This window comes from Aquirufa beregesia (genome assembly GCF_011090385.1).
GTDB classification, from domain to species: Bacteria; Bacteroidota; Bacteroidia; order Cytophagales; family Spirosomataceae; genus Aquirufa; species Aquirufa beregesia.
Genome location: NZ_SEWW01000004.1, coordinates 36,595 through 59,574, shown reverse-complemented (window position 1 = coordinate 59,574; position 22,980 = coordinate 36,595). Strand labels below are relative to the sequence as shown.

Below are 22,980 nucleotides of genomic sequence, written 5' to 3'. Positions count from 1 at the left end.
AGATGCCCGACCGCTTTCAAATTAATCCTTTAATTTTCTTTACCTTTGTGCCTTTAAACTAGAATATATGTCAGATCCATCCAAATTAGCCGCCGTTGTCAAGGCGCGTTGTCCTCAATGCCATGAAGGCCGAATTTTTACTCATAAGTGGTGGAATTTATTGAAGTTTAGTGAAATGCACGAGCATTGTCCATCTTGTGGTTTACGCTATGAAGTAGAGCCAGGATTCTTCTTTGGTGCCATGTATATTTCTTATGCCTTTACTGTAGGCATCATGATCGTAGGAGGCATCATCATTTACAATTTCTTTGGCGACCCTTCTGCTGAAGGTTATATCATACCGATCACCTTAGTTTCATTACTCATGGTTCCATTCAATTTCCGAATGGCGCGTGTCATTTTCATTCACCTATTTTCCATGATTAAATATAAAAGTGACGCTGCAGGTACTGCTCATACTAAATAATGAAAATACTGGATCTCTACATTCTGAAAAAATTTCTGAAAACATACGTTTTCGCTGTTTTTTTAATTGTATTGATTGTCATGGTGATTGACTACACAGAAAAAATCGATGATTTTATCCGTAAACAAGCACCCTTGAATGAGATCCTTTTCGACTATTACTTAAATTTTATTCCTTACTGGGCCAATTACATTAGTCCATTGATGGTTTTTATTGCCACCGTTTTCTTCACAGCCAACCTAGCTGCAAAAACGGAAATCATTGCCATCTTAAGTTCAGGTGTTAGTTTCACCCGACTGATGAGACCTTATTTAATTGGCTCAGGGATTGTGGCCGTTGGAACCTTCATTATGATTGGCTGGATAGTCCCCAATGCCAATAAAATAAGGGTCCCTTTTGAGCATAAATACATCAACAATACCTATTTCTTTGATAAGCGGGATGTCCACATCAAAATTGCGCCCGAAATCTATGCCTACATTGAAAGCTATGATAATAGTACTAATACCGGCTACCGATTCAGTTTAGAAAGAATTTCCAACAATGAAATCAAAGAAAAATTGATGTCTGACCACATCACCTGGGATTCTGTTCGCAAGAAATGGACGATTCATGAGTATAGAATCAGAACATTGGTAGGGAAAAAAACAGGAATTGTTTTTGGTTCAAAAATCGATACAACCCTTAACTTATTTCCTAAAGATTTTCAGAACAAGCACCTCTTACACGAAACTTTTACGCTTCCTGAATTGGAAAGACATATTCAACTCGTTCGTTCACGAGGTGCGGATGGAATCGAAATTTTCCTGATAGAAAAATACCTTCGCTTCGCAAATCCGTTTTCGGTAATCATTCTGACCATCATTGGCTTTTTGGTTTCTGCCCGAAAATCCCGAGGTGGAGTCGGTTTTCAAATTGCCCTAGGCTTCTCCTTGGCATTTGTCTACATCCTCTTCTTCATGATGAGTAAAGGAATAGCCGAAGGCGGTGGCATGCCTCCACTTTTGGCTGTTTGGCTGCCAAACATCATTTTTGGTGGTATTGGTGTTGGTCTCTATTATACCCTTCCTAGATAATGAGACAGGCTCCTCGATTTATTGACTATTTGAAGATTCACTTCATTGTGGTCTTATATGCCTTTACGGCTATACTCGGCAATGCTACCCAAGCCAATGCGCTTAGTATTGTATTTTTTCGTTGCGTAATTAGCTCCCTCTTTTTACTCGCTATCCTTCGATTTCAACAAGTCAGTTTTCAAGTCCCCAAGAAAATCCTATACCAATGGATATTAAATGGGCTTTTCATCGCCTTGCATTGGCTCTTGTTTTTTGGAGCTGCCAAAGTATCCACCGTGGCCATGTGTTTGGCAGGATTATCCACCCAAACATTTTGGACTAGCTTATTGGAGCCTTGGACCAAAAAAGAAAAAATCAAACGGGCCGAAGTCTTTTTGGGCGTTCTAGTCATCATAGCGCTCATCATCATTTTTTCGGTGGAACAAGCCCAAGCTCTAGGACTCATCATGGGCATCGCTTCAGGCTTCTTTGGCGCCCTTTTTTCCGTCATTAATGGGAAATATACTCACCAATATGACCCTCGACTTATTACTGTTTATGAAATGATTACAGCAGGAATCATCACTGGACTAGTCTGGATCTATGGATTTTCAAGTAATATGGAGCATTATATGCCTCTGGGTCTAGATTGGCTTTGGATCAGTATATTGGCCATTGTCTGTACGGTTTATGCTTATACAGAAACCATCCGCCTTTACCGCGTATTCTCTGTTTTCTCCATCAACCTCGTCATCACTCTAGAACCAGTATATGGAATTTTATTGGCCGTTTTTATCTTTGGAAGCAAAGAAATTATGCATTCCGGTTTTTATTGGGGAACAGCTCTTTTGGTCATGACCGTCATGATTCACCCCTTCTTAATAAAATCAGGTAAAAAAGAGTAAAAAAATTCGGATATTGCCTTTTAATCAAACGTGTGAAGCTGGAGACTTCATCCTATTTATTCATTTTACTATCTACTATGAAAAAGTTTAACATTGCCATTGTTGGCCTTGGTTTTGGCGCCGAATTTATTCCCATTTATTTAAAGCATCCTTTGGCGAATATGTATGCCATCTGCCAAAGAAACGAAGAAAAACTGAATTCGATTGGCGATGCATATGGTATTGAAACGCGATATACCGACTTCGAAAAACTACTTCAAGATCCCCAAGTAGATGTAGTGCATATCAATTCCCCAATCCATTTACATGCACAGCAAACGCTTCAAGCCCTATTAGCAGGTAAACATGTAGCTTGTACCGTACCTATGGCTACTACCGTAGAAGAATGTAAAGCGATTGTAGAGGCTAGTCGTAAAATGGGCAAAAAATACATGATGATGGAAACGGTGGTTTACTCCCGTGAGTTTCTTTACATCAAAGAATTATACGAAAAAGGCGAATTAGGAAAGATTCAATTCTTGAAAGGCTCACACCAACAAGACATGGACGGCTGGCCAGATTATTGGCCAGGTTTACCTCCTATGCACTATGCAACGCACTGCGTAGGACCTGTAGCTGGCTTACTTCGTTTAGAAGCAGAATATGTCTCTTGTTTCGGTTCAGGTACAATCCGTGAAGAGTTAATCCAACATTATAACTCTCCATTTGCTGTAGAATCAGCGCATATCAAATTCCGTAATTCAGACCTTAGTGCCGTAGTTTACCGCTCATTGTTTGATGTAGCGCGTCAGTACCGCGAAAGTTTTGAAGTATACGGTTCTAAAAAAAGCGTGGAATGGCCTCTGATTGAAGGGGAAGAATTAGTCGTACATACGGCCAAAAAACCAGAGCCTGAAATTCCTGAAAAAGTAGCTACACCCGATTTCGCACATTATTTACCTGAAGAAATTCAACGATTTACCACCAAAGGGGTTTACGACGAAAACGAAAATACCCACCTTTCCTTTACTCAAGGAGGGGGCCATGGAGGTTCTCACCCGCATTTAGTCAATGAATTTTTACAAGCACTAGCACAAGATCGTGATCCATTCCCTAATGCCCCTCAGTCAGCCAACTGGACTTCTGTAGGCATTTTAGCCCATGAATCTGCTCTTCAAGGTGGTAAAATCATCGAAATTCCTGAATTTTAATCCTTTTCCGTAGGCAAAACAACACATGAAAAAATTTACTTGTTTCCTCTTATTATTGGCTGCTTCCTTTCAGCTATTGGCGCAAAACCAAAAGCCCAGAAGATTAGAAATGCTTTTTTTAGGAGATCGTGGTCATCATAAACCACTTGACCGTTTTCCTTCTTTACAATCGGCTCTGGGGGTTAAAGGCATTAATTTGACCTATACCGAGTCCCTGAAAGACCTAAATCCAAGCTATCTAAACAAGTTTGATGGTTTGATCATTTTTGCCAATCACGATTCCATTCCAAAACCACAAGAAAAAGCATTGTTGGATTACATCGGTTCAGGTCATGGACTTGTAGCCCTACACTGTGCTTCTTTCTGTTTTCGAAACTCTCCAGAATATGTGAAAATGGTCGGTGGACAATTCTGGCGTCACAAAATGGATTCCATCCGTATTCAGAATGTTCAACCTCAACATCCCGTTTTAAAAGGTTTTCCTGGTATCAAAACCGTGGATGAAACCTATTTACACAGCCAATTGCAAGCTGATAATTACGTGATTCAATCACGGATCATTGGGCCAGAACAGGCCAAAGACAAACCTGGACAAGCCACAGAGCCTTATACTTGGGTACGTAGCTATGGAAAAGGAAATGTTTTCTATACCGCTTATGGCCATGATGAAAGAACTTGGGAAACAACGGGCTTTCAAACCTTGGTAGAACAAGGGATTTTGTATGCGGTGGGTAAAGACAAAGCCACGTTGTTAGAAAACTTGAAATTGGCCCCATTGTCTTATCGCGAAGCCAATTTACCCAATTACGAAAAAAGACAAGGACCACAGTTGCAGCAATTGCCTTTGAGCCCCGAAGAATCCGTTAAATACATTCAAATTCCGGTTGATTTTAACTTAACCGTTTTTGCCGCAGAACCAGATGTCATGCACCCCATTGCCATGGCCTGGGATGAGAAAGGTCGTTTATATGTTTTGATTACAAAAGACTATCCGAATGAACGTAAAGCTTCAGGTGGTAGTGATTATATTTTAATGTGTGAAGACACCAACAAAGACGGCAAGGCAGATAAATTTACCCGATTTGCCGAAGGTCTAAGCATCCCTACCGGCATGGTATTTGCCAATGGTGGTCTAATCGTTTCACAAGCACCCCATATCTTGTTTTTAAAAGATACGGACGGTGATGATAAAGCGGATGTGAAGCAAGAATTAATCACAGGTTTTGGAACAGGTGATACACATGCGGGACCTTCTAACCTACATTATGGTTTTGATAACTGGATTTGGGGCTCAGTGGGTTACTCTGGCTTTAAAGGAAAAGTAGGCAGCGATTCCCTGAATTTTGGAAATGCCTTTTTCCGCTTTAAACCAGATGGTTCTAAAATGGAACATGTGACTAATACCTCCAACAATACTTGGGGATTTGATTTCAACGAAGCGGGAGACGCCTTTGGATCTACTGCCAATAACTCACATGGTTGGTACATCCCTATCCCTCACAAAAATATCTGGCAAGCACCATATTCATTTAATGGAAGTAAAAGCACGGATACGCACAAAGACATGAAACCAATCACCCAAAAAGTACGTCAAGTAGACGTTTTTGGTGGGTTTACTGCTGCAGCAGGTCACAATTTCTATTCAGCAAGATCCTTTCCAAAAAAATATTGGAATAAAATCGCTTTCGTTTCGGAACCGACAGGACACGTGGTTCACCAAAACAACATGGTGAAATCAGGTAGTGATTTTAATGATGAAGAAGCATTTAATTTATTGGCAGGAGCCGATGAATGGGTTTCTCCTGTTTTTGCTCAAGTAGGACCCGATGGTGCCGTTTGGATTGCTGACTGGTATAGTTTCATCATTCAACATAATCCTGTTCCCAAAGGCTTTGCGAATGGAACTGGAAATGCCTATCAAACAGATTTACGCGATTATACCCACGGACGGATCTACCGTGTAGGTTGGAATCAAGCCCCTTCATACCAGCCTATTAGCTTGTCAACCAACGATCCATCCGCTTGCATAAAAGCCTTATCTAATTCCAATTTATTCTGGCGTTTACATGCTCAAAGATTGTTAGTAGAACGAGGTAAAAAAGACATCGTTCCTGCTTTACTTACCTTAATTGCCAACAAAAAAGTAGACGAACTGGGATTAAATGTAGGTGCCATTCATGCCCTAAGAACATTGGAAGGTTTACAGGCATTGGAACTACCTAGCGTAAAAGCAGCGCTAAGCCAAGCACTTATTCACCCAAGTGCCGCTGTTCGTAAAAATGCGGTTCAGGTTTTACCAAGAACACAAGCTTGGTCTAAAGTATTAGTTCAAAAAAATGTACTGAACGACAAGGATACTTTGGTGGCCTTACATGCGGTATTAGCCAGCATAGAAATGCCAGAAAGCGCAGAATTGAATAAAGCCATGGATGCGAAAATTGCGAAAGAACAAAACAATCGTGACCGTTGGTTACCGGAAGCCTATTCAGCTTGGACGATGGCTAAAGGAGGACAAAGAATGAAGGATTTTATTGTGACAGAAGGTAAAAGAAAACCCGTAGCAACCGCAGAGAAGGTTGGGAAGGAGTTGAATAATCCGAATATAGATGGAACAAGCAAAGGACTAGATTTAGTGGTTGCTGAGGTCCAAATCAAAGGAGGCCAATTCAAGTTAAGAGAGAACAGTTCTTTTGTTATCCGTATCAAAAACAAGGGAGATCTGGCTTTAGAAAAAGGAAAGGTTTTACCTGTATTTTTGAAGATTGAAGGGATGGGGCGCCGGATCGATATGGAATCATTCACCTTTACGGATGGAGTAGCTCCTGGAGAAACGGTTTCTGTTACTAAAAACACCAATGGTCCTTGGACAGGTAATTTTGGTTGGAGTGCCGATATGGCAGGCTCTTACAGCATGGAAATTCAAATTGACAAAACGGGAGCATTGCCAGAAAGCGTTCGTAACAACAATACCTACCGCAAGGCACTGGAAGTCAGTGGACCAAGCTCATTGAATGTCTACATGATGGAAAAAGTTTTCCGTGGAGGCGCATCTACTTGGTCAGGAGATGAATTAGTGAATGCGTTAAAGAGTATCGAGATTATTGAATCACCTGCTTTTGGTGCAGCTTTGAAAGGCGCTTCTGCTACATGGAATGCCCGTAAAGAGCCGAAATTATCTGCCGACAATTTGGCTTATTTCAAAAAAATAGGAGCTTCTATTCGTCCAAGCGATTTTGATTACTACGAACGTTTAGCTACTACTTGGAAAATAGAAGTGGCTACCAACACCGGCTCAGCCAATGTGGTTAGAAAAGTCATCAAAACGGTGAAAGAAGCGATGCAATTTGACATTCGTGAATTTAGTGTGCCAGCAGGTGCCAATGTGGAAATCATCTTTGAAAACATTGACGCCATGCAGCACAATTTTGTGATTGGCCAAATGGGAAGTCAAGAGAAAATAGGTTTAGCGGCCGACAAGATGATTACCGCAGCCGATGGAGCTCAAAAGAATTATATTCCGAATATTCCTGAAATTATTGCTTATACCGCTTTAGTAGATCCAGATGGAAGAGCTAAATTGGTTTTCAAAGCACCAAATACCAAAGGCAATTACCCTTATTTATGTACATTCCCAGGTCACTGGAGAATCATGAATGGGGTCATGAAAGTAGAATAATACAAAATCAAATAAAAGAAGCGGTGCATGTGAACTCATGTACCGCTTTATTTTTTCCCTACCTTTGTGGCATGAAATTTGAGATTCAATCCACAGATGCCCATTCCAAGGCTAGAGCCGGTAGTTTAAGTACCGACCACGGTACTATTCAAACCCCCATTTTCATGCCTGTTGGCACAGCGGGTACCGTAAAAGGTGTTCATATTTCCGAATTAACAGACCCAATAAAAGCACAAATAATCTTAGGCAATACCTATCATCTTTACCTAAGACCGGGCTTAGACGTGATAGAAGCCGCAGGAGGATTACACAAATTTAATTCTTGGAATGGCCCTATCTTAACAGATTCAGGGGGATATCAAGTTTATTCTTTGGCAGGTACAGGAAGAAAAATCGTAGAGGAAGGAGTCAAATTTAAGTCGCACATCGACGGCAGTACGCATTTTTTTAGTCCGGAATCCGTCATGGACATTCAAAGAACCATTGGAGCCGACATCATGATGGCCTTTGACGAATGTACTCCATATCCATGTACCTACGAATATGCCCGCAAATCCATGGAAATGACCCACCGCTGGCTAGATCGCTGTATCAACAGATTCGAGGCCACAGAACCAAAATATGGGCACAATCAGGCCTTGTTTCCTATCGTTCAGGGCAGTGTATATAAAGATTTACGTAAAATTTCTGCTGAATACATTGCGGAGAAGGGTGCATTTGGAAACGCCATTGGTGGCCTATCCGTAGGTGAACCAGTGGAAGATATGTATGAAATGGCGGATGAGGTAACCGATATTCTACCCAAAGACAAGCCCCGCTATTTGATGGGAGTGGGGACGCCAGCTAATATTTTAGAAGGAATCGCCTTAGGAATTGATATGTTTGACTGTGTAATGCCTACTCGTAATGCCAGAAACGGTATGATTTTTACGACACAAGGCATCATCAACATCAAAAATGAAAAGTGGAAGTCCGACTTTTCTGTGATAGATCCAGCTTTTGCTGACACGGTCCATGGCCAATACAGCAAAGCCTACGTTCGGCATTTGATTCGCTGTGAAGAGATGCTAGGTGCCATGATCGCCAGCGTTTGTAATCTGCGCTTTTACCTCTGGTTAGTAGGTGAAGCTCGCAAAGAAATCGTTCAAGGAAGTTTCACTTCTTGGAAGAATCGCATGATTCCGCAGCTGATGCAGCGGCTATAATCAAGGAATTGGTAAAACTTTTGATTCTTTGAAAGTCGATAAAATCACCATGGTAGAAGTGGCTGATACCTCTTCGATTTCGTTGATTTTTTCCAACATCAATTTCTGATAGGTGGAGATATCTTTGGAGATAATCTTCAACATAAAATCGCCTGCACCCGTCACGTGATGGCATTCAATCACCTCAGGTATTTGATTGATTTGATGAACAAATGACTCCGTCACTTGCTTCTTATGCCCCGTTAAAGTCACTGTAACAAAAGTAGTTACACCTAAACCTACTTTATCACGGTCTACTTGAGCATGGTAACTTTGGATGATTCCAAGACTCTCTAATTTCTTGACACGTTCCAAGGTGGGAGCAGGAGAAAGGCCTATTTCCTTCGACAATTGGGCGTTGGTAATTTTGGCATTTTGTTGCAAAATTTCCAGCAGTTTGTGATCGGTTTGATCTAGTTTTGTGATGTTCATGGAATGTTAGAAAAAACAAAATTATAGAATATTTAAGGGAAATTTACGTTTCCTCTTGCATAAATAAGCAAAGGTTCTTAATTTTGCCCCACGAAAATGCGAAAGTAGCTCAGCTGGTAGAGCGCGACCTTGCCAAGGTCGAGGTCGCGGGTTCGAACCCCGTCTTTCGCTCCACTTGGAAGCACCCCACGGTGCTTTTGAGTTTTACAGGGCCGCCTGGGTGGTGGAACTGGTAGACACGCAGGACTTAAAATCCTGTGAGCCGTAACGCTCGTGTGGGTTCGATTCCCATCCCAGGTACTAGCCGTAACTTGCTGAAACAATGCGAGTTACGGCTTTTTAATGAGTCGAAATTAGAGGTAATGACAAGGTTTTTAGCAGAAATGACAAAATCCACCCTCTTCTAATGACAAAACACTCATTTCCCTCACAAATTCAATCCATTATTTTTCTTCCAGAATTCCTTTTATCTTGGGTTAAATTCAAAGAACCAATTACCCCATGAAAAAAAGTTTCCTCTTCCTGCTGCTATTTTGTATCAGTTTTAGCCACTACGGCCAAGTTCTTTCTCCCATCAGTAAGCCTCATCCAAGTATTGACAATCAACGATTGGCCTATGTGGACACCGTATTGAAACAGTATGTAGATAAAAATTGGTTAACAGGTGCTGTTACCATCGTGATCAAAGATAACCAAGTCATTCATTATAAAGGTCACGGTTATGCCGACTTGGCCTCTAAAAAGCCCATGCCCGCCGATGCCATTTTCCGCATCATGAGTCAAACCAAAGGCATCACTAGCGCAGGCATCATGCAACTGTACGAAAAAGGGAAATTCAGCCTAGACCAATCCATCGGAGATTTTATCCCAGAATTCAAGAAACCAAAAGTCATCCAAGATTATAATCCTGCCGATACTAGCTTCACCTTCATAAATGCCAAAAGAGAAATTACCTTTCGTGATTTACTAACTCACAGCTCAGGTCTCGGTTATGCTGATATCGGTTCTGATCGCATGAAAGCTATTTATGCCAAAGCAGGTGTTCCATCAGGCCTTGGAACCTTTCAAGCCAATTTGCTCGAAAAAATGAAAATCTTAGGCAAATTGCCTTTGGAACATCAGCCTGGGGAAAAATTTACCTATGGCCTAAATACCGATTTATTAGGTTGCCTGATTGAAGTAATCAGTGGACAAAATCTAGAAGAATACCTTCAAAAAAACATCTTCGATCCGCTGGGAATGAAGGATACCTATTTCAATGTCCCGGCTGAAAAAGCCAGTAGACTTCCTGGTGTTTATACTGAAGATGCACAGAAAAACATCATTGCCTGGGCTCCTACTTTTCGGAATATCAACCCCAATTATCCCCTAGATAAAAAATCTTATTTCTCTGGGGGGGCAGGGCTTTCCTCTACGGCATTCGACTATGCCATATTCTTACAAATGCTACTCAATGGAGGGAAATACAATGGAAAACAGATTTTAGGAAGGAGAACTGTGGAACTCATGACTAGTCCACAATTAGACTTTATCAAAGAAGGAGCCGATAATTTTGGTCTGGGCTTTTCCATTACATCAGAAAGATCCAGTCATTTACATGGCAGAAATAAAGGCTCATTTAACTGGGGTGGTTATTATGGAACCACTTATTGGGCTGATCCCAAAGAAAATATGATCTGTTTAATTATGACCCAGCATAGCCCTAACTCACATGGGGATTATAGCAGAAAAGTAGAAAACATCATTTATAGCAGTTTGCTGCGTTAAGATTTGTCAAGCTCGAATTGTCGCCGTAGATTTGATTTGTCAACTTAGATTTGTCAACTTTTAAAAAGTTGACAAATCTTGGATTTATACCATGCAAAAAATTGTCCTTACCATTTGCTCCATTAATTATTTAGCGCAAGCTAAATCATTGGGAGACTCTCTTTTACAGCATAATCCGGACTATACCTTTTTAATAGGTTTGGTGGACCGTTTGGATCAATCCAGCATTGATAAATCCCAATTGCCTAACTATCCTTTGATTGAATTACATAGCATTGGAATCGAGGATCTGGATGAGCTTTGTGATAAATACAATATCACCGAATTAAACACGGCCGTGAAGCCATTTTTCATGGAATATGTGTACAATACCTATCCGGAAGCTGAAATGGTACATTACTTTGATCCGGATATTTTGGTTTTTCAAGCACTTAGTGACATTGAAACACCTTTAAAAAACCATAGTTTAGTTCTAACTCCACACATTCTAAGCCCATACCCAGATACCTCTCGTCCGCAAGAAACGGATTTGTTAAACACCGGTATTTTTAACTTAGGGTTCCTGGGAACCAAACGTAGTCCTAACACTCTTGAATTCCTTGGTTGGTGGAAAGAGCGCCTCCGCGATCAATGCTACATTGATTTAGCCAATGGAATGTTTGTGGATCAATTGTGGGTAAATTTTGCCCCGGTTTACTTTGACGATGTATACATTAGTCGACATTTGGGCCTAAATATGGCCTACTGGAACCTGCATGAAAGAACCTTGACTGGGGAAAATATTCCATACACTGTCAATGACGCGGTGCTCCTCATCTTTTTCCATTTCTCGGGTTATCATCCTGAAAACCCAACAGAAATTTCCAAGTACCAGAATCGGTATACTTTCCAGGAAAAGCCCGATGTAGCCACTATTTTTGACCAGTACGCCCAAATTTTAATTAAAAACGGTCATGAGATGTACAAAAAATTTCCCTGTTTTTACATCAAAACCCCTGAACTGAAACCTAGAAAACGTTTTTTACGCGTTAGAAAATACCTAAGTCTACCTTTTCAGAAGGTGGTGAACTTCATCGATAAAGTTCAAATCTAAGTAGCAAATGCTAATTAATCATTTCATAGCAATTCCCTAACAATTAGGTAATATGATTGTCTGTCCTTTGTGCATGTAACATGCCCAAAGACCCGATAAATGTTAGCCTTTTTATACTTGATTTTACTTCCATTCACGGCACCCCAAACTATTCATGGGCAAATCATGGATCAGAGAGGGAATCCTCTTCATGGAGTTAGGATTAAAATGAATCACAGCAAGGCCTTCAGCGATACCGAAGGTCACTTTACCATCAACAACGCTTCTGTATTGAGTACAATAAGCTTCTCGGCTATAGGATATACAACTACCGTCCAAGCTGTAAAAGCCCATCAAAATGAGATGAAAGTTATCATGAAAGAGCAAATCCCCGAAATCCGCCAGCAACCTTAATTACAAGATGGCAAATTCCACTCGGCGATTCAATTGTCGGCCTTCTTCTGTTGAATTATCCGCCTTAGGCTTCGTTTTACCATAGCCCTTGGTTCTTATTCGGTCCGACTTAACGCCTTGGTTCATTAGATAATTTTTAACCGCGTCAGCACGATCTTGGGATAACTTATTATTTAACTCATCGGAACCCGTATTATCTGTATGTCCCGATATTTCAATTTGCAGGGTGGCATTTTCTTGCATCACTTGAACAATGCGCTTCAACTCTGGGTCTGATTCAGCAGTTAAAGTCGCTTTACCCGTTTCAAAGAATACGTTATTAATGGTCATACTAGATCCTTTGGCAATAGGGGCCATCACTAAATCGCGCTCATCCAATTCCAAATACCGTCCTCTTAATTTACTTAAATCGATGTTGATTGAACTTGGCAAAAAGCCTTTGGCCTTCGCAGTAATTCCGTAATTAACACCATAAGGTAAAACTAGCTTATACAAACCTGTTTTGGGATCAGGTTTAGCGATACCTATGGTTTTGCCTGTTTTTAAGTCCTCATAGCTGATATTTGTCTCATCAGGCACCTTACCCGTTTGTGGGTCCAAAACTCGGCCAGAAACCAATACTACAGCTTCCGACTGCTCACTAGAAACCGACCTCGGGCTACCTTTCACATCTTGTTGAGCTAATACGGGTTTTTCTTCCACCTTAGGCTCAGCAGGCTTGGCAGGAGTGGGCATCTCTGGTTCAGCTTCTATCACAATTCGAAATATATCCTTCTTTCCCAAAGAACTTTTGGACGACAAAAAATAGGCATAATCGCCTTTGGCCGATAAGCTATAATAGGCATCGTATTCTTCCGTATTAATTGGGCCACCTAAATTGATAGGTGTCCGCCAATTAGTCCAGCTATTATCCAAGCGCTTGGACATGTATATATCCTGACTTCCTTGCCCCCCCTGTCTATCGGAAGAAAAGTAAAGTGTCCTACCATCAGCTGCCAAAAATGGGGTTGTTTCAGAATAATCCGTATTGATGGTTTTCCCTAAATTCTTGGGTTCGGTCCATTTGCCGTCATTCAAAAAGCTGACATATAAATCATCTCGATCAGAATTCTTTTTCTCTGAAAAAGCTAGCAACAGCGCCTTGCCATCCATAGTCAAGTAAGCATATTCATTCTTTCCTCGACTCAATTTTTCGTAATCCGGAATATCTAATTTCTCCGGAATGGACCATGAATTCATCGTCTTTTTCGACATAGAAAAACCCCGTGTTTCATAGACTCCTTGGACATAGGCTCCTTTCAATAAGATGGTTTGTCCATCAGGGGAAATCGATAAAATCGTATTGTATTGATCCCGATTTAAAACATCTGGCATTCTTTTGGCAGTACTCCATACATCCCCAATTCGCTCACTATACCAAATATCCTGTGAACCCGCTACCGTCTCTGAGCCTGTAGTTCCATACTTATTTGATGGGTGATTTTTCCTTCCAAAATATAAGGTCTTTCCATCTGGTGCCATGACAGGATTCAATTCAGAATAGTCGGAATTAATCGCTGAACCCAAGTTTTCAGGTAATTTTTGAGCCTGAATGTCCAGCAATCCCAATAGCAGCAAGAAAAAAATCACATATTTCATCATTCTTAAATGGGCATTAAGCTCGGTAGATCCATTTCTTTTCCATCTTCTCTGGCACATAATCCATCATCCAATCAGCCAGTTTTCCCGCATCAGATTCCACATGAAGAGCTGTTAAATTACGCTCTTTCAAAAAGCCTTCATGAATCATGTGTTGTAGCTGTTGCAACAATAGATCATAATACCCCGCGGTATTAAATATAGCGATGGGCATTTGGTGTAGATCTAACTGCTTCCAAGTTAACATTTCAAATAATTCATCAAAAGTCCCAAAACCTCCTGGCATAGCAATAACCCCATCGGCCAGTTCGGCCATCAACTGCTTTCTTTCGTGCATGGATTCTGTTACATGGCAAGTCTGAATGCCCAAGTGCTTCACTTCCCATGGTTCCATAAAAGAGGGAATAACACCGATTACTTCTCCTCCTAAACGCAGATATTCGTCGGCCATGACGCCCATTAAACCTACACTTCCCGCTCCGAAAATGATCGAACAATCATGCTTCTTCAGTTCTTGTGCTAACTTCTTAACTTCCTTTTCATACACAGGATTATTCCCCTTCGATGAACCGCAGTAAATCAATATTTTTTTTGACATATTAAGGGATTAAATCCTTTAGAGCTTCTGAAAATCGTACAAATCTAAACGAAAAACCGGCTTCTTTCTGTATGTGATGTGAAGAAACTAAATTTCCCCCCGTAACTAAAACCGCCATTTCACCCAATACCAAATGTAAGGCAAAAGCTGGAACAGCAGGTAAAAATAAAGGTCTATGCATCGCACGGGCTAATTGCTTGTTCAATTCGGATTGACGAAGCGGTTCAGGTGCTACAGCATTATAAACTCCTTTCATCGATTGTTCTTGTAATGCCCATTCGAACATGCCAATTAAATCTTTCAAATGAATCCACGACTGCCACTGTTTACCTGTTCCGATATTGGCCCCTACAAACCAACGAATCGGTTTTTGTAAAACGGGGAAAATCCCCCCTCCGTTTCCCATGACCAAACCTATTCGAAACTTGACTACGCGTATTCCTAAGTCCTCAATACTTTTCAGGCTACCTTCCCAAGCTTGCGTACAGGAAGCAATAAAATCCTGACCAAGCGCTGTGTTTTCTTCACATAATTTCTCTCCCGTGTCTGCTCCATAATAACCTATACCAGAAGCTGAAATAAGGGTATGAACCTGATGGGGATGCTGTTTTAGTGTTTGAAACAAAGTTTGTGAACTTTGCACGCGGGATTGAATTAACTCTTCCTTTCTAGCTTTTGTCCAGCGTTTTTCTGCTATACCTGCTCCTGCCAAGTGAATGATGGTATCGACACCCTCCAGCGCTTGTCTATCCATTTCTCCTTTAAAGGGATCCCAATGAAAATCCCCTCCACTTCTGGATAAAATAATAACTTCATGACCACTTGCTCTTAATTGCTTTTGCAACGCTTTCCCTATAAAACCTGTACCTCCCGTGATCAGTATTTTCATCGAATTAGTTTCCTTTCTTGATAGCTTGGTAGATCACTTCATTGATTCCAGTTCGAATATTCAAATCACTTATTTTACTATTATTTCGGGTAGGATAAACACGATTGGATAAAAAGACATAGACTAAATCATGTGCAGGATCTATCCAGGTGTAGGTCCCCGTAAACCCTGAATGTCCAAAACTTTCAGCACTAGCTGATGCCGCTGCAGAAATTCCAGGCTTCTTACGATCGGGTTTATCAAATCCAATTCCCCTCCTTGAGTTTTCATCGATAGAAAATGGATAGGAAGTCCAGGTGCGCATGGTTTCCTCCTTAATAAATTGTTGACCTCCATAATAGCCTCTTTGCAAATACATTTGCATCAATTTAGCTAGGTCATTCGCATTCCCAAATAGGCCGGCATGTCCACTTATTCCATCCAAAAGCGCTGCTCCCTCATCATGTACTTTTCCATGAATTAAGGTCTTTCTAAATAAAGAATCATATTCCGTTGGTACAATTCTGTCCATAGGGAAATGTTTATCTGCTTGATATACCAAAGTGCTCGCTCCCAAGGGTTTATAAAAATTATCAGATAAAAATTCGGTCCATTCTTTACCTGACATTTGTGGAGAAACTCGTGGTAAATAATAGTAAGAAAGATCGGAATACACATATTCTTTCTTCTCTCTCAAAGGTGAGTTTTTAATTGCAGCAAACAATTGGGTAGATAAGCTGCTATGTCCCCACAAATTATCCGTAATCTTGATCGGATATTCTTCCGAATATTGATAGGAGATGGTTTTAGGTTTCCAACGAGTTACTTCAGATTTTATATCAACGCAACTATCCCAAAGCATTTTGTATTGTTGTTTAATCAATGCTTTCACACGGTCCTCGCCTTGCGTTTTGGTTATAAACTTCTCTACAACTGTGGTTTTCAAATCTTTCTTAGCAAATCGCTCATTGAATTTCTTGCTATGAAAAATCATGTCAGTACTATCAACATATTCTTGCCAAAACGGAATCCAAGCTCTTAATCTTGCCTGATGAGTTAGTACATCGATATATTTCAAATTTGCTTTATTAGAGGCTTTTAAATCAGGAATTAAGGCTCCCATTCCCTCTCGAAGTGAAAATTTACCCTCGTCTTCCCATTTCATCAATGCAGGAATGGAGGTGGATATTTTGGTAATAGACGCTAAATCGAAAATATCTGATTTGCGTAATGGAATACTAGATTCATAGGTTTGATTTCCAAAGGCTTTATGGTAAATCACTTTGCCTTCTTTGGCAATTAAAACCACGACTCCTGGGGCTCCTTTGACTTGAATGGCTAATTTGGCTAATGAATCAACTTGTTTGTTTAGGTAAGTACCTTGTAGCCCCACTGCCTCCGGTAAAACATTGTACTGCAAACGAGCCAAAGTAGGAGTAGAAATACCCATACCACGAGCATATTTATTATTTAAAGTGACAGGAAACTTTCCTGAAGCGGCCAAACCGCCAAAAATCAACTGAGCAGCCACTTCTTGTTGGGCTATCCCATCCTGATACATCGTAATCAAGGCAGCGGCCTTTTGCAAAGAATCAAATTTAGTCAATGTAAAGGCGTTTCCTAAATGCACGACCACCGTCTTTGGGCTAACAAAACGATCCACCAAGGTTTTGATAGGAGGCTTGATACTGTAATTATTCGCTGGACGAATGGAGGTTCCATGAATTCCCAAAAGCACGACATCATATGCATTTAATTTCGCTTGGGTATTTGTAATGGTCGTATCTGCACTGGTTTCATCTACATAAAAATGATCCATTTCCATGTAGTTTTGGGCCATTTTTTGAAATTCTGTAGGGAAAGTACTTCCATAATTGGCCTTACCAATGGCCAAAGTGGCCACCTTTAATTGCTGTAGATTTCGAAGTGGAATCAGGTTGTCAGTATTCTTCATAACAGTAGCCGTTTTCTCGGCTAACTGCTTATTAAGCACTTCTGAATGGATAGGGTTTAACTCCTCAATCAGGTTTTCAATGGCTATCGGTTGGTATTGATCTAAACCAGCCCAAGCTTTGGCATTCAATATTTTTTTAACCCGAAAGTTCAAATCTTCTTCAGATAGTTCTCCCGTACTAAGGGCTTTCTTGATGGCATTGAAGGCAGAAGGAACATCCACAAAAGTCTCTAAAATATCATTCCCTGCTAAAATAGCCTTGACATTGGCTGTTCCTTCTGGAAACATTTTAGTGGCCCCTTTCATGTCCATGGCATCGGTAAATACCAAACCCTCAAATTTCAATTCATCGCGCAATAAGCCTTTCACAATGGGCTTAGAAAGCGTTGAAGCCAAACTGGCTGTCGTGTCTAAAGATGGAATATTTAAATGCCCCACCATGATTCCTTGCAAACCCTTTTGAATTAACTCACGATAAGGGAATAATTCCAAACTGTCTAATCGACTGCGACTATGGCTTAATATAGGAAGGTCATAATGGGAGTCCGTTCCTGTGTCACCATGTCCAGGAAAGTGTTTCGCAGAAGTAATAACTCCTCCTTTTTGAAGTCCTCGCATGTAAGCGAGAGCTTTTTGGGTAACTAAATCTCGGTCCTCCCCAAAGGAGCGAAAATTAATGACAGGATTATTGGGATTATTATTCACATCCACCACAGGTGCATAGTTGATATGTACGCCCATGCGCTTGCATTGCTGGGCTATTTGAAAACCCATCTTCTCGATCAAAGCATCATTCCCTTGCATAGCTCCAAGCGTCATTTGATAGGGATAGCGAACAGTTGAATCCAAACGCATATTTAAGCCCCATTCCAAGTCCATACCAATGAAAAGAGGGACTTTGGACATGGATTGTAATTTATTGACTAGTCTAGCTTGGTTAGTAGGATAGCCTGCAAAGAACACAAAGCCCCCTACATGATAATCCCTCACGATGGAATTCAGTCGGGCTGTATCATAAATGGGTCCAGTATTACCACGTGGCATTAATACTTGACCAATTTTTTGGTCTAGGCTAAGCGTTGCATATACCGAATCCACCCATTTCTGTTTGGCGTGGGGAAATAGACTAGATTGCGCCAGGGTAAGATTAGCGATACTAACTAAAAATAAGAGAAGCAGACTTGCACTAAAGGCTTTGATTTGAAGTTTCATGGAACGGTCGAATTTGAAAATACCAAGTTGTGAAAATACGGCAAAAGCCTGAATCTTTGGGGCTTTGGGATTGATTTTTCGTAGTAATTTTTCTTAAGCCAGAAAGGAATTGTAATTTTGCACACCAAAAAAGATGAACGTATGAGAAAAAAGATTGTTGCAGGAAACTGGAAAATGAATAAAACAGCTGCAGAAGCTGTGGCATTAGCTGCTGAAGTAGCAGCATTAGTAAAATCGGATGTCCCATCCAACGTACAGGTAATTATGGCACCTCCATCGCTATTTATTTCTGAAGTAAATAAAGCGACTGAAGGAATTGCTAATTTATCCGTATCAGCCCAAAATTGCCATGAAAAGGCCTCAGGTGCCTATACAGGTGAAATTTCTGCACCTATGTTGGCTTCTGCTGGTGTTCCTTATGTTATTTTAGGTCACTCGGAACGTAGACAATATTTCCAAGAAAGTAATGCTCAATTGGCAGCTAAAGTAGATGCTGCTTTAGAAAATAAATTAACTCCTATTTTTTGTTGTGGAGAGAGCCTAGAGTTGCGTGAAGGTGGTGAATTTTTAGCCCTTGTTGCCCAACAAGTAACGGAAAGTTTATTCCATTTAAGTGCTGAGGCATTTGGTCAAGTGGTGATTGCCTATGAGCCTATCTGGGCAATTGGTACTGGCTTAACAGCTTCTTCAGCTCAAGCTCAAGAAATGCATGCTTATTTACGTCAACATATTGCTGGTAAATATGGTCAAGCGGTAGCTGATGCTTGTTCAATCCTTTATGGAGGTAGTTGCAATGCACAGAATGCCGCTGAATTATTTGCTTGTTCAGATGTAGATGGTGGCCTTATCGGTGGTGCTTCTTTGAAAGCGGGTGATTTCATTACAATTGCGAAATCATTCTAAAAAAAATCTGTCTAAATTTCTTAACCTTGCCAGCGTTTGGAACGCTGGCAAGGTTAACAATAATCCTCTTATTTTCTTGTCCAACAAACTGATATATGAAAGTTATCGCCTTTGATGCGGATGATACATTGTGGGTAAATGAGCCCTATTTCAGTGAGGCAGAACAACACTTCTGCCAAATGATGGAGGATTTTCTACCCATTCACAGTACTTCTCAGGAACTTTTCAAAACAGAAATGGACAATTTGGAGACCTATGGATATGGGGTAAAAGGATTTATGTTGTCCATGATTGAAACCGCCACTCGAATTTCTAAAGGGACCATTGGCCTGGATGGAATTGAACGCATTCTGGATATTGGAAAGGATTTAATCCATAAACCCATTGAAATTTTACCGGGAGTTGAAGAGGTATTAGGAGCTTTATCTCTAAAGTATCGCTTAGTCGTGGCAACTGGATCAAGAAAGGAAATTAGCCAAATCTGGCTTAGAAAAATACTTCCACCATATTGAAATCATGTCCAACAAAAAAGAACATGATTATTTAAAATTAATCCATCATCTAGATATTCAAACGAACGAATTCCTCATGATTGGTAATTCCTTAAAATCGGATATTTTGCCCGTTTTGGCTATTGGTGGACATGGTATTCATGTCCCTTTTCATACCACCTGGGCACATGAACAAATTTCTCACCAAATCATTCATGAGAACTTCCGAGAAGTGAATGAAATGCTTGAAATTTTGGATTTTCTCTAAACGTTGCCAGCGTTTGAAACGCTGTCAACGTTAACGACAGCTTTACTTATTTCTTGTCCAAAAAACTGATTAAACTCCTTCGGCGACTACTTCCTTCACCTGAGGCACCATGCGTGTCATTAAGGCCTCAATACCGGCCTTTAAGGTCATGGTAGATGATGGACAACCCGAGCAAGATCCTTGCAATAATACTTTCACTTGGCCCGACTCCTCATCAAAGGAATAAAATGAAATCGCTCCTCCGTCAGATTCAACGGCTGGCTTCACATATTGCTCCAATACTTCTTTGATTTTGGCAATCACTTCAGACTCTTCTGCATCCGATTCAGAAATAGCACTTTCAGGTAAACTGAAAATAGGCCTTTTCTCTTCAAAATACTTTTTCAAATATTGCTTGATTCCAAAAAGTTCATCCTCCCAAAGCACATGTTCTGCTTTCGTTAAGGTGACAAAATTACTCGTGATAAACACGCGCTTCACAAAATCAAAGCCAAATAAGGCCACGGCCAAAGGTGAGTTTTTCTCCTTGGTTAATCCATCAGCAGGTTGAGTATAGTCAAACGACATGCCATCGGGCAATAATTCCACATTGAAAACAAATTTCATGGACTGTGGATTGGGCGTTGACTCGGTGTATATATGTATCTGAGATTGCAGCATAGAATTTTTATTTAACCCAACAAAGGTAGGTGCTTTTTGGTTTCAAACGCACAAAAAAACCTGATGTAAAAACACCAGGTTCTTTTGATATCAATCAGACAAATTACTCAGCTGCTGGAGCTGCTTTCTTTGCTGGTGCTTTCTTTGCTTTTGGAGCTGCCTCTACAGCGGCTTCCACTGCTACCTCAGCTTTCGGAGCTGGGGCTGCTTTCTTCGCTGGTGCTTTTGCAACCGCTGGTTTATCAGCAGCTACTGCACTAGCAGCGATAGGCAAAACGTGAACGAAAGAACGACCTTTAAATCCTTTTTTGAAGGTTACAACACCATCAGATAAAGCGAATAAAGTATGATCTTTTCCTAAGCCTACATTCAATCCTGGATTGTGAGCTGTTCCTCTTTGACGAACAATAATGTTACCTGCGATAACTGCTTGGCCTCCAAATAACTTAACGCCAAGTCGTTTACTATGCGATTCGCGACCGTTTTTGGATGATCCGGCCCCTTTTTTATGTGCCATGTTTTATTATGTTAAACGTATAAAACGTTGATTAAACAATTATTTTAAAGAAATTGACTCGATCAAAACCTTCGTCAAATCTTGACGGTGACCATTCATTTTTTGGTAACTCTTTCTGCGCTTCTTCTTGAAAACCAAGACTTTCTCGCCACGAACGTGAGCTACAATTTTTCCTGTGATTTTAGCTCCCTCTACAGTAGGGGCTCCAACGGTCACATCTCCGTCTTTGTCAACAAGTAAAACCTTGTCGAAAACCAGTGCAGCGCCTTCCTCGCCCGCCAAACGGTGGGTATAAACGGAACGGTCTTTTTCTACTTTAAATTGCTGCCCGGCAATTTCTACGATTGCGTACATTCTTTTATGTATTTAAGTGAAACAATCCCACGAGGCTAGGAATACCTTTCAAAAGCCTTTTAAATGGGGGTGCAAATATAAAAAGTTATTAGCAAACTTACAAGTAAGCCCTTGATTTAATTGTGATTAATACACAAACTCCCCAAATTCACTTCGAATACTCAGCTTCTTGCTTGGGGAAGGTTCTACTCGACCTATCACCTGAGCAGGTATACCAAAGCTTTGCGAAATCTGTATAATCTGATCAGCGTATTTTGGATTAACATAGATTTCCATCCGATGACCCATATTAAAGACCTGATACATTTCTTGATAACTCGTACCGCTCTCTTGTTGAATCATCTCAAACAAAGCAGGCACAGGAAACAACTGATCCTTAATGATATGCACTTGATCCACAAAATGCATCACTTTGGTTTGTGCACCACCCGAACAATGAACCATGCCATGTAAATGCGGGCGCAACTCTTCTAAAATCGCCTTGATTACTGGAGCATAGGTTCTAGTAGGAGATAAAATCAATTGGCCCACATTCATGGGTGTACCAGCAACCGGTTCTTCTAACCTTCTTGAACCAGAATAGACCAGATCACGGGGAACTTGAGGATCAAAACTTTCTGGATATTGACCCGCTAAATAGTGTCCCAACACATCATGGCGGGCGGAAGTCAAACCATTGCTTCCCATTCCTCCATTATACGTTTTTTCATAATGGGCCTGACCATCCGATGCTAAACCTATAATGACATCCCCTGCTTGAATATGCTCATTAGAAACCACATCCGAACGCTTTAAACGGGCAACAACCGTGCTATCGACAATAATGGTGCGTACCAAATCTCCCACATCTGCCGTTTCTCCCCCAGTACTATAAATGCCAATTCCATTATCTCGAAGCATCTGTAGCACCTCTTCCGTTCCTTGAATAATCTCAGCAATAACTTCCCCTGGAATCAAATTTTTATTTCGACCAATCGTGCTAGATAACAACATATGATCCGTTGCTCCCACACAAATTAAGTCGTCCGTATTCATGACAACCGCATCTTGCGCAATGCCTCTCCAAACAGAAATATCACCTGTTTCCTTCCAATAGAGGTATGCCAAAGAGGATTTTGTACCAGCACCATCCGCATGCATGATGTTGCAATATGCCTCGTCTCCTCCCAACATATCGGGAGAAATTTTGCAAAATGCTCTTGGGAATAATCCTTTATCTAAGGTCGATATCGCCTTGTGTACATCATCTTTTGATGCAGAAACCCCTCTTTGTAAATAACGATCTGAGGACATATA

General features: G+C 40.8%; 20 protein-coding genes, 2 tRNA genes and 1 pseudogene. 14 read left to right on the top strand and 9 right to left on the bottom strand.

Annotated features, from left to right (window positions below; genetic code table 11):
• The first annotated feature begins 67 nt into the window (after window positions 1-67).
• The 6 genes from EWU23_RS07685 to tgt all read left to right on the top strand — a co-directional run bounded on the left by EWU23_RS07685 (window position 68) and on the right by tgt (window position 8,497).
• Window positions 68-466, top strand: coding sequence for a DUF983 domain-containing protein (locus EWU23_RS07685; protein ID WP_166230463.1), 399 nt, complete (start codon window positions 68-70; stop codon window positions 464-466).
• Window positions 466-1,542: an LptF/LptG family permease gene (locus tag EWU23_RS07680; RefSeq protein WP_166230461.1), complete on the top strand. Its 1,077-nt coding sequence runs from the start codon at window positions 466-468 to the stop codon at window positions 1,540-1,542. Before EWU23_RS07685 ends, EWU23_RS07680 begins: the two co-directional genes overlap by 1 nt.
• Window positions 1,542-2,426, top strand: coding sequence for a DMT family transporter (locus EWU23_RS07675; RefSeq protein ID WP_166230459.1), 885 nt, complete (start codon window positions 1,542-1,544; stop codon window positions 2,424-2,426). The genes EWU23_RS07680 and EWU23_RS07675 overlap by 1 nt, the downstream gene beginning before the upstream one ends.
• Before the next feature lie 77 nt (window positions 2,427-2,503).
• Window positions 2,504-3,616, top strand: a complete 1,113-nt coding sequence (locus EWU23_RS07670; protein WP_166230457.1) for a Gfo/Idh/MocA family protein — start codon at window positions 2,504-2,506, stop codon at window positions 3,614-3,616.
• Between the two features lie 25 nt (window positions 3,617-3,641).
• On the top strand, window positions 3,642-7,292 hold the full coding sequence (locus EWU23_RS07665; RefSeq protein ID WP_166230455.1) for a PVC-type heme-binding CxxCH protein: 3,651 nt from the start codon (window positions 3,642-3,644) through the stop codon (window positions 7,290-7,292).
• 71 nt (window positions 7,293-7,363) lie between these two features.
• Window positions 7,364-8,497: a tRNA guanosine(34) transglycosylase Tgt gene (gene tgt, locus EWU23_RS07660; RefSeq protein ID WP_166230453.1), complete on the top strand. Its 1,134-nt coding sequence runs from the start codon at window positions 7,364-7,366 to the stop codon at window positions 8,495-8,497.
• On the opposite strand, the gene EWU23_RS07655 is transcribed toward tgt, so the two are convergent.
• Complete coding sequence (locus tag EWU23_RS07655) at window positions 8,498-8,968, bottom strand: Lrp/AsnC family transcriptional regulator (RefSeq protein WP_166230451.1); 471 nt, start codon at window positions 8,966-8,968, stop codon at window positions 8,498-8,500.
• A gap of 98 nt (window positions 8,969-9,066) precedes the next feature.
• On the opposite strand from EWU23_RS07655, the gene EWU23_RS07650 reads away from it, so the two are divergent.
• The 5 genes from EWU23_RS07650 to EWU23_RS07630 all read left to right on the top strand — a co-directional run bounded on the left by EWU23_RS07650 (window position 9,067) and on the right by EWU23_RS07630 (window position 12,221).
• Window positions 9,067-9,142: transfer RNA gene (locus EWU23_RS07650), tRNA-Gly, on the top strand.
• Between the two features lie 40 nt (window positions 9,143-9,182).
• Window positions 9,183-9,268: transfer RNA gene (locus tag EWU23_RS07645), tRNA-Leu, on the top strand.
• A gap of 201 nt (window positions 9,269-9,469) precedes the next feature.
• Window positions 9,470-10,735 carry a serine hydrolase domain-containing protein gene (locus EWU23_RS07640; protein ID WP_166230449.1) on the top strand — a complete coding sequence of 422 codons (1,266 nt, stop codon included), beginning with the start codon at window positions 9,470-9,472 and terminating at the stop codon, window positions 10,733-10,735.
• A gap of 91 nt (window positions 10,736-10,826) precedes the next feature.
• Entirely contained in the window at window positions 10,827-11,828 is a 1,002-nt protein-coding gene (locus tag EWU23_RS07635; RefSeq protein WP_166230447.1) for a glycosyltransferase family protein, read from the top strand.
• Window positions 11,829-11,927: 99 nt separating this feature from the next.
• Complete coding sequence (locus EWU23_RS07630) at window positions 11,928-12,221, top strand: carboxypeptidase-like regulatory domain-containing protein (RefSeq protein WP_166230445.1); 294 nt, start codon at window positions 11,928-11,930, stop codon at window positions 12,219-12,221.
• Here EWU23_RS07630 and EWU23_RS07625 read toward each other — a convergent pair whose 3' ends face one another.
• The 4 genes from EWU23_RS07625 to EWU23_RS07610 are packed head-to-tail and all read right to left on the bottom strand — an operon-like array spanning window position 12,222 to window position 18,491.
• Window positions 12,222-13,919: an OmpA family protein gene (locus EWU23_RS07625; RefSeq protein WP_166230443.1), complete on the bottom strand. Its 1,698-nt coding sequence runs from the start codon at window positions 13,917-13,919 to the stop codon at window positions 12,222-12,224.
• Window positions 13,876-14,457 carry an LOG family protein gene (locus EWU23_RS07620; RefSeq protein ID WP_166230441.1) on the bottom strand — a complete coding sequence of 194 codons (582 nt, stop codon included), beginning with the start codon at window positions 14,455-14,457 and terminating at the stop codon, window positions 13,876-13,878. Before EWU23_RS07620 ends, EWU23_RS07625 begins: the two co-directional genes overlap by 44 nt.
• Before the next feature lies 1 nt (window position 14,458).
• Complete coding sequence (locus tag EWU23_RS07615; RefSeq protein WP_166230439.1) at window positions 14,459-15,346, bottom strand: TIGR01777 family oxidoreductase; 888 nt, start codon at window positions 15,344-15,346, stop codon at window positions 14,459-14,461.
• Between the two features lie 4 nt (window positions 15,347-15,350).
• Window positions 15,351-18,491: a glycoside hydrolase family 3 N-terminal domain-containing protein gene (locus tag EWU23_RS07610; RefSeq protein ID WP_166230437.1), complete on the bottom strand. Its 3,141-nt coding sequence runs from the start codon at window positions 18,489-18,491 to the stop codon at window positions 15,351-15,353.
• A 141-nt stretch (window positions 18,492-18,632) separates the two neighbouring features.
• On the opposite strand from EWU23_RS07610, the gene tpiA reads away from it, so the two are divergent.
• The 3 genes from tpiA (at window position 18,633) to EWU23_RS14045 (ending at window position 20,153) form a co-directional block, all read left to right on the top strand.
• Window positions 18,633-19,394, top strand: a complete 762-nt coding sequence (tpiA, locus tag EWU23_RS07605) for a triose-phosphate isomerase (RefSeq protein ID WP_166230435.1) — start codon at window positions 18,633-18,635, stop codon at window positions 19,392-19,394.
• A gap of 95 nt (window positions 19,395-19,489) precedes the next feature.
• Window positions 19,490-19,906, top strand: a complete 417-nt coding sequence (locus EWU23_RS14050; protein ID WP_235942174.1) for an HAD family hydrolase — start codon at window positions 19,490-19,492, stop codon at window positions 19,904-19,906.
• A gap of 4 nt (window positions 19,907-19,910) precedes the next feature.
• Window positions 19,911-20,153: an HAD family hydrolase gene (locus EWU23_RS14045; protein WP_235942173.1), complete on the top strand. Its 243-nt coding sequence runs from the start codon at window positions 19,911-19,913 to the stop codon at window positions 20,151-20,153.
• A 69-nt stretch (window positions 20,154-20,222) separates the two neighbouring features.
• On the opposite strand, the gene EWU23_RS07595 is transcribed toward EWU23_RS14045, so the two are convergent.
• The 4 genes and pseudogenes from EWU23_RS07595 to EWU23_RS07580 form a co-directional block, all read right to left on the bottom strand.
• Entirely contained in the window at window positions 20,223-20,813 is a 591-nt protein-coding gene (locus EWU23_RS07595) for a NifU family protein (protein ID WP_166230433.1), read from the bottom strand.
• 262 nt (window positions 20,814-21,075) lie between these two features.
• Window positions 21,076-21,330 (bottom strand): annotated as a pseudogene (gene rpmA, locus EWU23_RS14040) (50S ribosomal protein L27); the annotation flags it as partial.
• A gap of 39 nt (window positions 21,331-21,369) precedes the next feature.
• Window positions 21,370-21,684 (bottom strand): 50S ribosomal protein L21, encoded by a 315-nt coding sequence (rplU, locus tag EWU23_RS07585; RefSeq protein WP_129027216.1) that lies wholly within the window; start codon window positions 21,682-21,684, stop codon window positions 21,370-21,372.
• Between the two features lie 126 nt (window positions 21,685-21,810).
• Window positions 21,811-22,977, bottom strand: coding sequence for an AIR synthase related protein (locus EWU23_RS07580; RefSeq protein WP_166230429.1), 1,167 nt, complete (start codon window positions 22,975-22,977; stop codon window positions 21,811-21,813).
• Window positions 22,978-22,980: the final 3 nt, after the last annotated feature.